The 13565-nt window shown below is 64.1% G+C and carries 14 protein-coding genes; 3 read left to right on the top strand and 11 right to left on the bottom strand.

From position 1 onward, the window contains the following. Positions 1-161: 161 nt before the first annotated feature. Both QPK27_RS19570 and QPK27_RS19575 read left to right on the top strand, forming a co-directional pair. A complete protein-coding gene (locus tag QPK27_RS19570; protein ID WP_290419849.1) occupies positions 162-1235 on the top strand; it encodes a flavodoxin family protein in 1074 nt (357 codons plus the stop codon). 11 nt (positions 1236-1246) lie between these two features. After that, positions 1247-1990: a GntR family transcriptional regulator gene (locus QPK27_RS19575; protein ID WP_290419850.1), complete on the top strand. Its 744-nt coding sequence runs from the start codon at positions 1247-1249 to the stop codon at positions 1988-1990. Positions 1991-2171: 181 nt separating this feature from the next. On the opposite strand, the gene QPK27_RS19580 is transcribed toward QPK27_RS19575, so the two are convergent. The 10 genes from QPK27_RS19580 to rpsP form a co-directional block, all read right to left on the bottom strand. Further along, positions 2172-2963 (bottom strand): SDR family oxidoreductase, encoded by a 792-nt coding sequence (locus QPK27_RS19580; protein WP_290419851.1) that lies wholly within the window; start codon positions 2961-2963, stop codon positions 2172-2174. Positions 2964-3066: 103 nt separating this feature from the next. Next, on the bottom strand, positions 3067-5883 hold the full coding sequence (locus QPK27_RS19585) for a pitrilysin family protein (RefSeq protein ID WP_290419852.1): 2817 nt from the start codon (positions 5881-5883) through the stop codon (positions 3067-3069). A 133-nt stretch (positions 5884-6016) separates the two neighbouring features. Then, positions 6017-6466 (bottom strand): CBS domain-containing protein, encoded by a 450-nt coding sequence (locus QPK27_RS19590; RefSeq protein WP_290419853.1) that lies wholly within the window; start codon positions 6464-6466, stop codon positions 6017-6019. A 118-nt stretch (positions 6467-6584) separates the two neighbouring features. After that, the gene (locus tag QPK27_RS19595) at positions 6585-6953 is read right to left on the bottom strand and encodes a DUF3579 domain-containing protein (protein ID WP_290419854.1); all 369 of its coding nucleotides are present in this window, start codon (positions 6951-6953) and stop codon (positions 6585-6587) included. Between the two features lie 100 nt (positions 6954-7053). Beyond that, a complete protein-coding gene (locus tag QPK27_RS19600; RefSeq protein ID WP_290419855.1) occupies positions 7054-8013 on the bottom strand; it encodes a CobD/CbiB family protein in 960 nt (319 codons plus the stop codon). Positions 8014-8127: 114 nt separating this feature from the next. Continuing rightward, entirely contained in the window at positions 8128-8793 is a 666-nt protein-coding gene (locus QPK27_RS19605; RefSeq protein WP_290419856.1) for a CoA pyrophosphatase, read from the bottom strand. An 87-nt stretch (positions 8794-8880) separates the two neighbouring features. Beyond that, on the bottom strand, positions 8881-9270 hold the full coding sequence (rplS, locus tag QPK27_RS19610) for a 50S ribosomal protein L19 (protein WP_290419857.1): 390 nt from the start codon (positions 9268-9270) through the stop codon (positions 8881-8883). Between the two features lie 114 nt (positions 9271-9384). Further along, the gene (gene trmD / locus QPK27_RS19615) at positions 9385-10146 is read right to left on the bottom strand and encodes a tRNA (guanosine(37)-N1)-methyltransferase TrmD (RefSeq protein WP_290419858.1); all 762 of its coding nucleotides are present in this window, start codon (positions 10144-10146) and stop codon (positions 9385-9387) included. A gap of 27 nt (positions 10147-10173) precedes the next feature. Next, positions 10174-10704, bottom strand: a complete 531-nt coding sequence (rimM, locus tag QPK27_RS19620; RefSeq protein ID WP_290419859.1) for a ribosome maturation factor RimM — start codon at positions 10702-10704, stop codon at positions 10174-10176. 39 nt (positions 10705-10743) lie between these two features. After that, a complete protein-coding gene (rpsP, locus tag QPK27_RS19625; RefSeq protein WP_005668882.1) occupies positions 10744-10992 on the bottom strand; it encodes a 30S ribosomal protein S16 in 249 nt (82 codons plus the stop codon). Between the two features lie 240 nt (positions 10993-11232). Here rpsP and QPK27_RS19630 point away from each other — a divergent pair, with 240 nt between their 5' ends. Further along, positions 11233-11646 carry an NINE protein gene (locus tag QPK27_RS19630; RefSeq protein ID WP_290419860.1) on the top strand — a complete coding sequence of 138 codons (414 nt, stop codon included), beginning with the start codon at positions 11233-11235 and terminating at the stop codon, positions 11644-11646. A 23-nt stretch (positions 11647-11669) separates the two neighbouring features. Here QPK27_RS19630 and QPK27_RS19635 read toward each other — a convergent pair whose 3' ends face one another. Then, positions 11670-13460 carry an acyl-CoA dehydrogenase gene (locus QPK27_RS19635; RefSeq protein ID WP_290419861.1) on the bottom strand — a complete coding sequence of 597 codons (1791 nt, stop codon included), beginning with the start codon at positions 13458-13460 and terminating at the stop codon, positions 11670-11672. Positions 13461-13565 lie beyond the last annotated feature (105 nt).

Below are 13565 nucleotides of genomic sequence, written 5' to 3' on the forward strand. Positions count from 1 at the left end.
GACAGTTCAGTGCTCATCCACAGCTAACGATGACAGCGCCTTTTTTCTTCCGCGGTTCACGCTGTCCCGTCGCCCTGAGGCTGATCCCTTCCTGTGTGCGCGCCCGTACATTAGCCGCGCCGACCCCAACCGATAATTGCCCTATTTGCATCGGATGCGACATGACGACGACAGTGCGCAAGGGACAGGCACCTGCCAAACTGGGACGCAACGAATTCCACCTGCGCTTCCGGCGCGCGTTCCAGGATCCCGGCTACGGCGAACTGGAACAGCAACTGTCGGCAATCGAGGAAGTCGCCTGGGACGCCTACACCAATAGCCGCAAGGCGCCGCACACGGTCAAGGCCGGTCCTGAATTCGCCGACCCGTCGTACGACCTGTCGGTGGAATGGAAGGAAGCGCGCGACCGCCTGCTGGCCGCCGAACGCCACCAGAAAGATCCCGACTGGCGCAACCGCATCCTGATCATCAACGCCTCGGCGCGCAATGACGGCACCTGCCCTGGCGAAATGTCCAAGAGCTGGCGCATGTCCCAGATCGCGCGCGAGGTGCTGATGGAAGACGGCTTCGAGGCCGACGTGCTCGACCTGAGCCTGCTGAACTCGGACTACGACCGCCACATCCACCCATGCAAGGGCTGCGTCTCGACCGCGATGCCGCTGTGCCACTGGCCGTGCAGCTGCTACCCGAATCATGCCGAGCGCCAGGTCAACGACTGGATGAACGAAATCTACGAGCGCTGGGTGCTGGCCCACGGCGTGATCATCATCACGCCGGTCTACTGGTACCAGACCCCAGCCGTGCTCAAGCTCATGATCGACCGCCTGGTGTGCGCCGACGGCGGCAATCCCGACCCGTCGTCGACCCACGGCAAGAAGGCCGAGGAAGCCAAGCAGATCGAGCGCGACGGCTGGGACTATCCGAAGCACCTGGCCGGGCGCGCCTATGGCCTGCTGGTGCACGGCGACGTGGCCGGCATCGAAGGGACGCGCCGCTCACTGTCGGACTGGCTCGAATGGATGGGCCTGCTCAACTCGGGCAGCTTCGGCCAGCTCGACCGCTTCATCGGCTATTACGAATCGTACGCCGACAGCCACGAGACGTTTGACAAGGACACCGCAGTGCAGGAAGAAACGCGCAACGTGGCGCGCGCCGTGGCCACCGCCGTGCGCGAAGTGCGCGCCGGCCGGGTGGCGATCGTCAAGCAGCCGCTCAAGGATCCGCGGCCAAAATAAAGCCTGGCCGCATGAATCCCCTGTTCCAGATGATGCACGACGCCGCGCAGGCCAGCGGCGGCAAGCTGCCGCTGTACGCGCAGCTCGAGCACGCCCTGCGCCAGGCGATCGAAGAAGGCAGGCTCGGCCCCTCCGCCGCCCTGCCCGCCGAGCGCCAGCTGGCGCTGGAACTGGGCGTGTCGCGCATCACGGTGCGCAAGGCAATCGACGTGCTGGTCGCGCAAGGCCTGCTGGTGCGGCGCGCCGGCTCGGGCAACTTCGTCAACGGCCGCATCGAAAAGCAGTTCTCGACGCTCAACTCGTTCACGCAAGACATGCGCGCACGTGGCCGCACGCCGGGCAGCACCTGGCTCAAGCGCGCCGCCGGCGTGGTCACGCCCGAGGAAGCGCTGCGCCTGGACTTGCCGCCGGGCTCACCGGTGCTACGCCTGCATCGTCTGCGCTGCGCGGACGGCACGCCGATGTGCGTGGAGTATGCGACCGTCGCCGGGTTCGCCTTGTCGTCGCCGGAGGCGGTCGCGGACTCGCTGTACGAGGCGCTGGCGGCGCCGGGGCACCAGCCGGTGCGGGCGCGGCAGCGCTTGTCGGCCGTGCTGCTCGGGGGCGAGCAGGCGCGACTGCTACGGGCGCGCGATGGGGATGCGGGCTTGTGCGTGGAGCGCCTGGGCTTGCTGGCGGATGGACGGGCGGTGGAGTTTTGCCGGTCGTATTATCGCGGGGATATGGTCGATTTCGTGGGGGAGCTGAGTGCTTGAATGCACACAGCCAAGTGCACAAGTTGAGCGCTTGGTTACCCTTGAAACCGTCGTTCCCGCGAAGGCGGGAACCCAAGTTCGTTCCGTAGCTACAAACGACAAAGTAAGCAGCTGCTCATGCAAGACTTAGGTTCCCGCCTGCGCGGGAACGACGGTTTTCAGGATAGCGGACTACCGTGGTTCAGACCGCGGTATACCCGCCATCCACCACCATCTCGTGCCCGTTGACGTACGACGCTCCATCCGAGCACAACCACAACGCCGCCTGCGCAATCTCCGCCGCCTCGGCAAATCGTCCCATCGGATGCGAGGCCTTGAGCCGCTTCTCGCTGCCCGCATCGCGTTCGACCAGGCGCGCCAGCATCGGCGTCTTGACCGCGCCCGGGCACAGCACGTTGACGCGGATGCCTTCGCGCGCGTACTCGGCGGCGGCGCTCTTCGACATGCCGACCACCGCGTGCTTGCTGCCGGCGTAGATGGCGTGGTTCGGCAGGCCGACCAGGCCGGCGACGCCGGCCATGTTGACGATCGCGCCGCCGCCCTGCTTGAGCATCTGGCGCAGCTGGTACTTCATGCACAGCCAGACGCCCTTGACGTTGACGTTCATGATGCGCTCGTACTGCTCGTCCTCGGTATCGGCCAGCAGCTGGCGCTCTTCCTCGACCGCGGCATTGTTCACCGCATAGTCGAGCCGGCCATAGTAGTTGATGGTCTTCTCGACCAGCGCTTCGACCTCGCTCGCACGCGTCACATTGCTTTGCACGAACAGCGCCTTGCCGCCGGACTCGACGATCATGGCGGCCGTCGCGTGGCCGCCCTCGATCGAGGTGTCGGCCACCACGACGCAGGCGCCGGCGCGGCCGAACGCCAGGGCGATCGCGCGGCCGATCCCGCTCGCCGCGCCGGTGACAAGGACGACCTTGCCGGTAAACGACGGACTGCTTGCCGGCTGCTGCTTGCTGATGGCCTTCATGATACTCCCTGAGAGAAACTTTTGCTTCCAAAAGGAAACATTCTAGCGCAAGCGTTCTCCCCTTGTCACAATGCAGACGGCATTTGTCGGGAATTTGTTGCGATTAGCGCATACTTTTCGTTATCGCCACCGAAGCACCCGCACTCCCCGTTTTCGCTTTTTCCTGATCGCCTGCGATCGCCACCGACAGCTTTGCCGGATCGACCGTTTTGCGGAAAGCCGCGTTCAATTGCGCCAGCGTCACGGCGTTCAGCTTGCGCTCGAATTCGGCCGACCATTCATAGGTCTTGTTGCGATACAGGTAATTGGTCCAGCCCGAAGCCAGGGCGCCGTCGTCGGTGCGCGCCTGCAGGCGCTGCTGCATGATGCCGGACTTGGCGCCCGCCAGTTCCTCGGCCGTGAAGCCGTCCTTGAGCGCACGCGCCAGCTCGGCGCGCACCGCCGCGTCCACCTTGGCCAGGTTCTGCGGCGCGGCAATCGCGCCGATGCTGAAGCTGCCCGCGCGGTCGAGCGTGCCGGCCGACAGGCTCGAGCCGCCGCCGTAGGACAGGCCCTCTTTCTGGCGGATGCGGTCCATCAGACGCGACTTCAGGCCGCCCTCGCCGAAGATGTAGTTGGCCAGGCTCAAGGCCGGATAGTCGGCGTCGTCGACGTTCAGGTCGAGGTTGATCCGGGCGCTGTAGAACCCGTTTTCCTTGTCCGGGGTGTCCAGCACCAGGGTGGCCGGCTTGACGTCGGCGTAGGTATCGAGCACCGGCGCGGACGGCTGCCTGGCGCGCCACGAACCGAACAGTTCGGTCACCAGCGGCGTGATTTCCTTGGGATCGAAGTCGCCCACGATCGCCATCTCGGCCGGACTGGCGCCGTAGAAGTCGCGGTGGAAGGCCTTGACGTCTTCCAGGCGCACTTTCTGGACGTCGTCGATCGCTTCATCCAGCGTGCCGGAATAGCGCACGTCGCCGCGCGGATAGCGGTTGAAATGGCGTCCCAGGGCGTAGCTGGCCACGCTCTGCGGCTCGTTGCGGCTCGATTCGAACGACACCAGCACCTGCTTGCGCATCTGCTCGAACTCGCTTTCCGGGAAGTTTGACTCCTTCAGCACGTGGGCCATCAGCTTCAGCGCTTCGGGCAGGTTGGCGCGCGTGGTCTGGAAGCTGGTCGGGAAACCGGCGATCTTCAGGCGGCTGAACTCGTCGGCCAGCTGGGCGCGCGTGTAGCGCGAGGTGCCGCGCACCAGCATTGACATGGTCATGCCCTGCACGATCCCTTTATCGAACAGGCTTTTCTCGTCGCCTTGATGCAGGCGCAGGTCGACGGTCACGGTTTCGCCGCGGTTCTTCTTCGGCAGCAGCGCCAGTTTCATGCCGCCGGCGGTGGTCACCGTGGTGCGCTTCATGATGTTGGCCTGACTCGGGTCGAAGTCTTCCGCCACCAGGGTCGAGGCCGCCGGCTTGAAGTCCTTCAAAGCTTCAGCTGCGGTCGGCGCCGCCGGCAAGGCGGCGCGCTGCGACGCTTCTTCGGGGATGAAGGTGCCGACCGTGCGGTTGCTGCGCAGGTAGTAGCCGGCGGCGGCGGCCGTGATCTGCTCGGCCGTCATCTTCTGCACCCGCTCGCGGCTGAGGAAGTACATGCGCCAGTCGCCCAGCGAGACCGGTTCGGACAGCGCCTTGCCGACTTCCTGCGGCTCGTTCAGGTTGCGTTCGATCGCGTTCAGCCAGGCCAGGCGCACCCGCTCCAGTTCTTCTTTTGTGGGCGGGGTCCTGGCCAGGTCCTCGACCGCCTGGATCAGCGCGTCGCGCACCGGCTCCACCGGGTCGTCTTTCTTGACCACCGCGCCATACATTTGCAGGCCGGGCGCATAGCCGGTCTGGCCGTAGCTGAACACCTGGCTCGCCTTGCCGCTCTCGACCAGCAGCTTGTGCAGGCGGCCGTTGGGCGCCTCGCCCAGGATCGAGGAAGCGAAGCCGAGCGCTTCGGCTTGCGGGTGCAGGTCGGACGGGATCTTGTAGCCGACCGTGACGATCTGGACGTCGCCCTGGCGCCGCACCGCAAAGCTGCGCTCGCCGTCCTGGGTCGGTTCGACAGTCCAGAACGGCGGCAGTTCGCGCTTCGGCTTCGGGATGGCGCCGAACAGGCGGTTGATATTCGTGAGCGTCGAGGCCGGATCGAACTTGCCGGCCACCAGCAGCACTGCATTGTCGGGCTGGTAGTAGGTGCGATAAAAGTCCTGCAGGTTCTTGATGCGGACGTTTTCGATATCGCTGCGGTTGCCGATGGTCGAGCGGCCATAGGAATGCCAGTCGTAGGCCACGCTCTGCATGCGCTTGAACAGCACGCCGTATGGATTGTTCTCGCCGCTTTCAAACTCGTTGCGCACCACCGTCATTTCGGACGCCAGGTCGGCGCCGGAGACGAAGGAATTGACCATGCGGTCGGCTTCCATCTGCAGCGCCCAGTCCAGGTTTTCCTTCGAGGCCTGGAACGATTCGAAATAGTTGGTGCGGTCGGCGCCCGTGGTGCCGTTGAACTGCATGCCGCGCTCGGCGAACTGCCTGGTGATGTCCTTGTTATTCTTCGCGCCCTTGAACAGCAGGTGTTCGAGCAGGTGGGCCATGCCGGTCTCGCCATAGTTCTCGTGGCGCGAGCCGACCAGGTAGGTCACGTTGACGGTCACGGTCGGGCGCGATGCGTCCGGGAACAGCAGTACCTTGAGGCCGTTGGCCAGGCGGTATTCGGTGATGCCTTCGACCGAAGGGCCGAGCGTGACGCCCTTGGGCAGGGCCGCGGCCGGTTTAGCCGGCGTTGCAGCAGACTTGGCCGGTTGCGCCACGGCGGCAGGAGTCAGTACCAGGGCCAGGCAGCCCGCCATTACGTGCACGGCCACGCCGCGCTTGAGGATCAGCTTGAGAATCAATTTCATGGTGTCCCGTCATCACGGCGGGACGCCAGCCGTCCCACCTGCATCCGCGATGGTAGCAGGTCGGCCCGCGCTGCGTTGCCTGTGCGCAGTGCGGGTTGACAAAGGGGAAAGCGGCTGGGGAAAACCGGCGCCGCTATTGCCGCGCGCGCCGTTCGTGCGCCTGCTGCCAGGAACCGATGCGCGACAGTTCGCCCATTTCTTCGGCCAGAAATTCGAGCAGGTCGTCGGCGCTGACGATGCCGCTCAGATTGCCGGACGCATCGACCACCGGCACCCGGCGGATGCCGCGCAGGCGCATGCGCTCGATGGTTTCGTAGACGTCGTCGGTTTCGCTGGCGGTCAGCAGGTCGTCGCTCATCACGTCGCCGGCCAGCAGGCTGGCCGGATCGAGGCCCGGCGCGATCACCGCCATCACGATGTCGCGGTCGGTCAGGATGCCGACCGGGACGCTGCCGCCGCCGTCGGCGTCGACCACCACCAGGTCGCCGACGTGGTGGCGCCGCATCAGCATGGCCGCGCCCTGCACGGTGTCGTCGCGCGTGCAGCAGATGGTCTGGACGGTACAGATTTCGCCGATGTGCATGATGCTCTCCCCTGCCCGGCATCAAGGTCCGGGCATTTGTCGCCTGAGGCTAGGCCAAAACAAAACTGGCGCTTTGATTTGAATCAAAGCGCCAGTGGCGGAAAGAATCTCGGGAAACTCAGGCCGGACCCGGCTTCGGCACCACCGGCGTGGCGCCGCCCGGCGGCGGAACGAAACAGGCGTCGACCACCTGCAGGTCGTTGTCCTTGGCGAAGCTGACCACGAAGTGGTAGGCCAGCGGCTCCAGCTTCTGCAGCGCGCGGTTCACGACCACCGCCTTGACGCCGTTCACCAGAGTCGGGTGGACGTACTGGGAGTACTTCAAATGCGCATTCGGTCCGGCCGCGCGCGGAGCGTAACAGGCGATGACGCCGCACAGGCGCTCGGCCCAGTCGCTGGGACGAAATTGCTTGCCTTTGCTAGTCATGCCCAGCACAAAGAACTCTCCAGAGAGTTCTTCGTCCTTGGTCTGCGGTAAGTCGGTCATAGTCCTGCGTGCTCAGACAGAAAATACTGCGTGGATAACAACAACCTCAACCAGTATTATATCTTATAGAAGACTTGAGGACGAGGGCCGCCGTGCCCGATCAGCGTAGCCAGGCCACACTCGAGGTCAGCAGCAGCAGGATCATCCACAGGATCAGCGCCCGCCATACCAGTCCCACCGTGCTCTGCAGGGCGCGCACGTTCGGTTCTTCGCCCGGCATGACGTCGCTTTCGCTGTCGCTCAGGTCCACCGCCGCCGCATCCGCCGGCAGCAATTGTGGCGCATTTTCGTTCGGCGTGCCGAGGCGCACACCCATGGCGCCGCCGCCGGCCGACAGGATGATGCCGCGCGCCTCGTCGGCCCAGCGGCTGGCGAAGTTGCGCCAGGCATAGATCGCATCTTCGAAATTGCCGACCACGGCGAACGCGACCGCGGTGAGGCGCACCGGCACCCAGTCAATCCAATAGAAGGCCTTGGCGGCGAACTGGCCGAAGGCTTCGTTGCGCATGTGGTCGGGCTCGTTCCAGGCACGCGACAGGTATTCCGAGACCCGGTACATCACCGCGCCGGCCGGCCCGAGCGGCATCAGGAACCAGAAGAACACGCCGAACACGTTGCGGTGGGTGGTGATCAGCGACTTCTCGACGGCGATGCGGGTGATCTCGCTCGCATCCATGCCGACCGTGTCGATGCGCGCCCACTCGGCCAACAAGGCGCGCGCGCGCGGTTCATCGCCGGCGTTGAGGGCGAACTGGATCGAAGTGAAATAGTGACTGTAGTGGCGAAAACCCAGGGTCAGGTAGACGATCAGGACGTTCCAGGTGAACGCCAAAAAGACCAGGTTATAACGCATGAAAACCCAATGGACCAGCCAGGTCGGCAGCATCAGGGCCAGCATCATCAGGATCCAGCCCATACGGCCATTTTTTTGCTCGCCTGCGTTGAACCAGCTCTCGATACGCACGGCAAGACCTTTGATGCTGGCGTAGACCTGGTTATCCGCGCGCAGCGGCTTCAGCTGCTCGATGAGCAGCGCGCACAGGATGGAGAAAAATGTCATTCAGGAACCCTTTTTTGTTTTGGCAATACGACTGCCCCGCTACGATAGCGGAGAAGGCGGCCGGAATCAAATACGGGCCTGTAAGAAAGGGTTACCTCGGGCTAGACGCCGAGATTAAGCGCGCAGGAAATGGAACAGGTTGCGCAGCATGGCGGCGGTGGCGCCCCAGATGAAATAATGCTCGTACGGCATGCTGTAGAAGGCCCGTGTGCCGGCGTTCTGCGGCAGCTCGATCTCGCGCCGCTGGTGGTTCAGGCCATCCATCAAAAAGCCCAGCGGTACCTCGAACGCTTCCGCCACTTCGCCCGGATCGGGCACCAGCTTGAACGGCGGCTTGACCAGCGCCACCACCGGCGTCACGCGGTAGGCGCTGATGGTGGAATGCTCCGGCAGCACGCCGATGATCTCGATATGGCGCCGGTGCAGGCCGATTTCCTCCTCGGTCTCGCGCAGCGCGGTTTCGATCGGCGACGAGTCGAACTCTTCGGCGCGGCCGCCCGGGAAACTGATCTGGCCGGCGTGGCTGGACAGGTGGTCGGTGCGGCGCGTCAATAGCACGGTGACGCCGTCGGGGCGCTCGACCAGCGGCACCAGCACCGAAGCGCGCCGGAACGGCTGGGTCAGTCCAACGGCCTCCTGGCTCGTCTCGGCATCCCACGGTCGGGTTTGCGCAAAGCGCGCGCGTAAGGCGTCGGGCAGCAGGCGCTCGGGCGCGATCGGCGCCTCGCCGGCCAGGCCGGCAACCGGTAACTGGGTGGGATCGAACACGAACTTGGGCAAGGGCTTGTCCTTAACGATGTTGCATGTGTTGCACTGGAAAAGAAAAAGGCATCCTCGCGGATGCCTTTTTCTTTTCCACAATCGCTATTACTCAGCAGCGACTTTGGCAGCTGCAACTTTACGCTGCGGCAGTTTTTCTTTGATTCGAGCCGATTTGCCCGAACGTTCACGCAGGTAGTACAGCTTCGCACGACGCACATCACCACGACGCTTGACTTCGATCGAAGCGATCAGCGGCGAGTACAGCTGGAACGTACGCTCGACGCCTTCGCCCGACGAGATCTTGCGAACGATGAAGTTCGAGTTCAGGCCGCGGTTACGACGCGAGATGACCACGCCTTCGTATGCCTGGGCGCGCTTGCGGTTGCCTTCGACGACGTTGACGCTGACGACAACGGTGTCGCCTGGTGCGAAATCAGGGATGGTGCGGCCGAGGCGCGCGATTTCTTCTTGCTCGAGTTGTTGGATCAGATCCATTTTTATGACTCCATTAACCATCTTGCTGGCACTACCTACGCCCAGTAGAGGATGGGGTTGAACCGTGGGCAACATGCCCGCGATTGCATGCGCTGTGTTACCGGCGCATATTCTTCAATCCGCAGGTTTGACTAAGCCTGCAAGAAACTGTTCATCGTGCTTGCTCAGCTGGCCGGCGGCGCGCGCCTTGTCCAGCAGATCGGGCCGTTTCGTCGCGGTCGCTTCCAGCATGCGCTGGCGGCGCCACTTGACGATCTCGGCGTGGTTGCCGCCCATCAGGACCGGCGGCACCGGCATCTCTTCGTACACTTCCGGCCGCGTGTAGTGCGGCGAATCGAGCAGGCCGTTGACGAAGCTGTCTTCGACCGCCGAGGCATCGTCGCCCAGCACGCCCGGGATCAGGCGCACCACGGCGTCCATCAGGGCCATGGCAGGCAATTCACCGCCGGACAGTACGAAGTCGCCGAGCGAAATTTCTTCGTCGACGCAGCGGTCCAGCAAGCGCTGGTCCACCGCTTCGTAGCGGCCGCACAGGATCACCAGGCCCGGCTCGTCCTTCAGCGCCATCGCACGTTCGTGGGTCAATGGCTTGCCTTGCGGCGACATGAACACCACGCGCGGGCTCGGCAGGCCGAGGTCGGTTTGACGCTGTTTTGCGGCATTGATCGTCGCTTCGAGCGGCTTGGCCAGCATCACCATGCCGGGGCCGCCGCCATAGGGGCGATCATCCACGGTGCGGTGGCGGTCTTGCGTGAAATCGCGTGGATTCCACAACGACAGGCCCCAACGCTTCTGCTCGAAAGCGCGCCGGGTCACGCCCGACTGCGTCAATGCGGCGAACATCTCGGGGAACAAGCTCACGACGTCAAATTGCATCGCGCTCTTCCTCCGCTGTGAACTGGCTCAAAAATCGAGGCCCCAGTCCAGGGTAATCAGTTTTTTGTCGAGGTCGACAGTCTTGACGAACTGCTCCACGAACGGCACCAGGCGCTCGGGCGCCTTGGCTTCGACGGCCGGATCGGCCACCGGAGCGATGCGCAAAATCGATTGCGCGCCGTTGTGCATCATGTCGGTCACCTTGCCCAGGGATTCGCCCTGCAGGTTGACCACGTCCAGACCGATCAGGTCGGACCAGTAATACTCGTCTTCCTCGAGCTGGGGGAACTCGCTGCGCGCGACTTGCACCGTGGCGCCTTTCAGTGCCTCGGCTTCGTCGCGGTCGCGCATGCCGACCAGGGTGGCGACAACATCGCCACCGTGCAGTTTTGCGCTACGTACCGAGACGCTGCGCAGGACCGGCTTGTCGATCCACCAGGTCTTGACGTTCAGCAGCGCATCGGCGTCGGTCGAATACGGGGTGACACGGATGCCGCCCACGATTCCATACGCACCGGACACATGCCCGACCTGGACCAGGTCGTCGGGGATAGCCACCCCTGCTGCTGAATCGTTCAAATCCACTACCTTGCTATATCAAGCAGCCGGCTTGTTCTGGGCGACCAGACGAGCGACGGTTGGCGACAGTTGTGCGCCGACGCCTTGCCAGTGAGCCAGACGGTCAGCAGCGATACGCAGGCCGACTTCGGCGCCCGAAGCCATCGGGTTGTAGAAGCCGATGCGCTCGATGAAACGACCATCGCGACGGTTGCGCGAATCGGTTGCAACGATATTGAAGAACGGACGCTTTTTAGCGCCACCACGAGCCAAACGAATAACGACCATAATATTTCCGAAAAAGTTGTTCTGGACGGAGAAAGTCGACGATTATAGCGCGCGACACCGAACAGCAGCAAGCGTTAATGACAACAGGGCGCGCCGTCCCAGCCGAATCCACCATTATCCCCGATTTTTCGTCGCACCGCTACCGGCCATTCCCCTGATTGCCCCGCCTGTCGCCTTTGGCGTGCCATTCCCGCCATTCTGGCTGATACTGTTGTTTTCCTGAACTATTGAACAAGACCCATGGCCGCTTCGCACAAGAACAAGACCGTCGCCACCCTGCTGGCCCTGCTGCTGGGCGGAGTGGGAGCGCACCGCTTTTATCTGCGCGGAGGCGTCGACCGGCTCGGCCTGCTGCACGTGTGCAGCCTGCCGGTGATGGGAATCCTGTATGGGGCGGTGAAGCCGCATCCGTTCTATGTGGTGCTGCCAGTGCTGGTGTCGTTCATCGCCGGCTATCTCGAGGCGCTGGTGCTCGGGTTGATGCCGGATGAGAAGTGGGATGCGCGCTTCAATGCGGGAAGTGGAAAGGTGTCGCGCTCGAACTGGGTGTTGCCGGTGCTGCTGGTGCTCACTGTGATGGTGGGGGCGATCGTGCTGATCGGGACGATCGCGCGCCTGTTCGACATCATGTACACGGGCGGCGCGTACGGCTGAACCGCACGCCCGCCCGCCGGACCTTAGAACTGCTCTACGTCCAGCGCCAGCACCCCAACAGCGCCTTCGGTGATCGACGCACCCATCCCTGGCGCCTGCACCAGGATGTGATCGGCGAAGAATCGTGCCGTTGCAATCTTGGCGCGATAAAACGCCGCATCGCCCTCACCCGCTTCCAGCTTCCGTTGCGCCACCAGCGCCGCGCGCGCCATCTGCCAGCCGCCCAGCACGATCCCGGCCAGCTTCAGATACGTCACGCTGCCCGCGAATACTGCGCGCACGTCGGACTTGACGTTCGCCACGACATACTCGACCACGGACTCCAGCGCCGCAGCACCCTCTCCCAGCCGGCGCGCGATGGCCGCGAAATCCTCGCCCTGCACGTCGCCCAACTGCTGCTGCACCGCCCGCACCTGCGCGACCAGCGACCTGGCCACCGCACCGCCATCGCGCACCGTCTTGCGGCCGACCAGGTCATTCGCCTGGATCGCGGTCGTGCCCTCATAAATGGTCAGGATCTTGGCGTCGCGATAGTGCTGCGCCGCGCCGGTCTCTTCGATGAAGCCCATGCCGCCATGCACCTGCACGCCGTCACGCGCCACGTTCTCGCTCATCTCGGTCGACCAGCCCTTGATGATCGGCACCAGGTATTCGTACAGCGCCAGGTTGGCCGTGCGCGTCGCTTCATCAGGGTGATGGTGCGCCAGGTCGGACAGCGCCGCGCCGACATAAGCCAGCGCGCGCGCCGCCTCGGTCTGCGCGCGCATCGACATCAGCATGCGGCGCACGTCCGGGTGGTTGATGATCGCCACCGGACCGGCCGAGCCAGCCACTTCGCGCGACTGGATGCGCTCCTTGGCGAACGCCACCGCCTGCTGGTAGGCGTGCTCGGCCAGGCCAATGCCCTGCATGCCGACGCCGAAGCGGGCCGCATTCATCATGATGAACATGTATTCCAGGCCGCGGTTCTCTTCACCCACCAGGGTGCCGATGGCGCCGCCGTTGTCGCCAAACTGCAGCACCGCGGTCGGGCTGGCCTTGATGCCCATCTTGTGTTCGAGCGAGACGGTGTGCACGTCGTTGCGCGCGCCCAGCGAACCGTCGTCGTTGATCATGAACTTGGGCACGATGAACAGCGAGATGCCTTTCACGCCCGGCGGCGCGTCCGGCGTGCGCGCCAGCACCAGGTGCACGATGTTCTCGGTCATGTCGTGATCGCCATACGTGATGAAGATCTTGGTGCCGAAGATTTTATAGGTGCCGTCGCCCTGCGGCTCGGCGCGTGTGCGCACCGCGGCCAGGTCGGAGCCGGCCTGCGGCTCGGTCAGATTCATGGTGCCGGTCCACTGGCCCGAGACCAGCGGCTCGAGGAAGCGCGCTTTCTGTTCGTCGGAACCGGCAGTGAGCAGCGCCTCGATGGCGCCGTCGGACAGCAAGGCCGCCAGCGCGAACGACAGGTTGGAGCCGTGCAGCATTTCCATGCACGGGGTCGCCACCAGCTTGGGCAAGCCCTGGCCGCCGAACTCTTGCGGGTGCTGGACACCTTGCCAGCCGGCGTCGGCGTAGGCGCGGAAGGCTTCACGGAAACCCTTCGAGGTGGTGACGCTGCCGTCCTTCCAGAAGCTCGGCTCCTTGTCGCCCGCATGATTCAGCGGAGCGATCACCTCGCCGCAGAACTTGGCGTTTTCTTCCAGCACCGCCTCGACGGTGTCCGGGGTCGCGTCTTCGCAGCCGGGCAGTTGGCTGATCTGGTGCAGGTTGGCCAGCTCGTTGAGCACGAATTGCATGTCCTTCAGCGGGGCGTTGTAGCTCACCTTTGTCTCCTGTTTATTCTTGCATGCGAAAAAAAACGCCGTCCCGGCTCAAGCTGGAACGGCGCTCTTGGCGATTCGAGTGGGCGCGGCGTTGGTGCTCGCCGC

Source organism: Massilia sp. YIM B02443 (assembly GCF_030411955.1).
Lineage (GTDB): Bacteria > Pseudomonadota > Gammaproteobacteria > Burkholderiales > Burkholderiaceae_D > Telluria.

What these genes read in the sequence shown, in the direction of transcription:
- QPK27_RS19570 (WP_290419849.1), top strand. Translation starts at nt 162, where the DNA reads ATGACGACGACAGTGCGCAAGGGACAGGCACCTGCCAAACTGGGACGC.
- rpsP (WP_005668882.1), bottom strand. Translation starts at nt 10,992, where the DNA reads ATGGTCGTTATTCGTTTGGCTCGTGGTGGCGCTAAAAAGCGTCCGTTC.
- QPK27_RS19590 (WP_290419853.1), bottom strand. Translation starts at nt 6,466, where the DNA reads ATGCACATCGGCGAAATCTGTACCGTCCAGACCATCTGCTGCACGCGC.
- QPK27_RS19575 (WP_290419850.1), top strand. Translation starts at nt 1,247, where the DNA reads ATGAATCCCCTGTTCCAGATGATGCACGACGCCGCGCAGGCCAGCGGC.
- trmD (WP_290419858.1), bottom strand. Translation starts at nt 10,146, where the DNA reads ATGCAATTTGACGTCGTGAGCTTGTTCCCCGAGATGTTCGCCGCATTG.
- QPK27_RS19595 (WP_290419854.1), bottom strand. Translation starts at nt 6,953, where the DNA reads ATGACCGACTTACCGCAGACCAAGGACGAAGAACTCTCTGGAGAGTTC.
- QPK27_RS19630 (WP_290419860.1), top strand. Translation starts at nt 11,233, where the DNA reads ATGGCCGCTTCGCACAAGAACAAGACCGTCGCCACCCTGCTGGCCCTG.
- rplS (WP_290419857.1), bottom strand. Translation starts at nt 9,270, where the DNA reads ATGGATCTGATCCAACAACTCGAGCAAGAAGAAATCGCGCGCCTCGGC.
- QPK27_RS19600 (WP_290419855.1), bottom strand. Translation starts at nt 8,013, where the DNA reads ATGACATTTTTCTCCATCCTGTGCGCGCTGCTCATCGAGCAGCTGAAG.
- QPK27_RS19580 (WP_290419851.1), bottom strand. Translation starts at nt 2,963, where the DNA reads ATGAAGGCCATCAGCAAGCAGCAGCCGGCAAGCAGTCCGTCGTTTACC.
- QPK27_RS19585 (WP_290419852.1), bottom strand. Translation starts at nt 5,883, where the DNA reads ATGAAATTGATTCTCAAGCTGATCCTCAAGCGCGGCGTGGCCGTGCAC.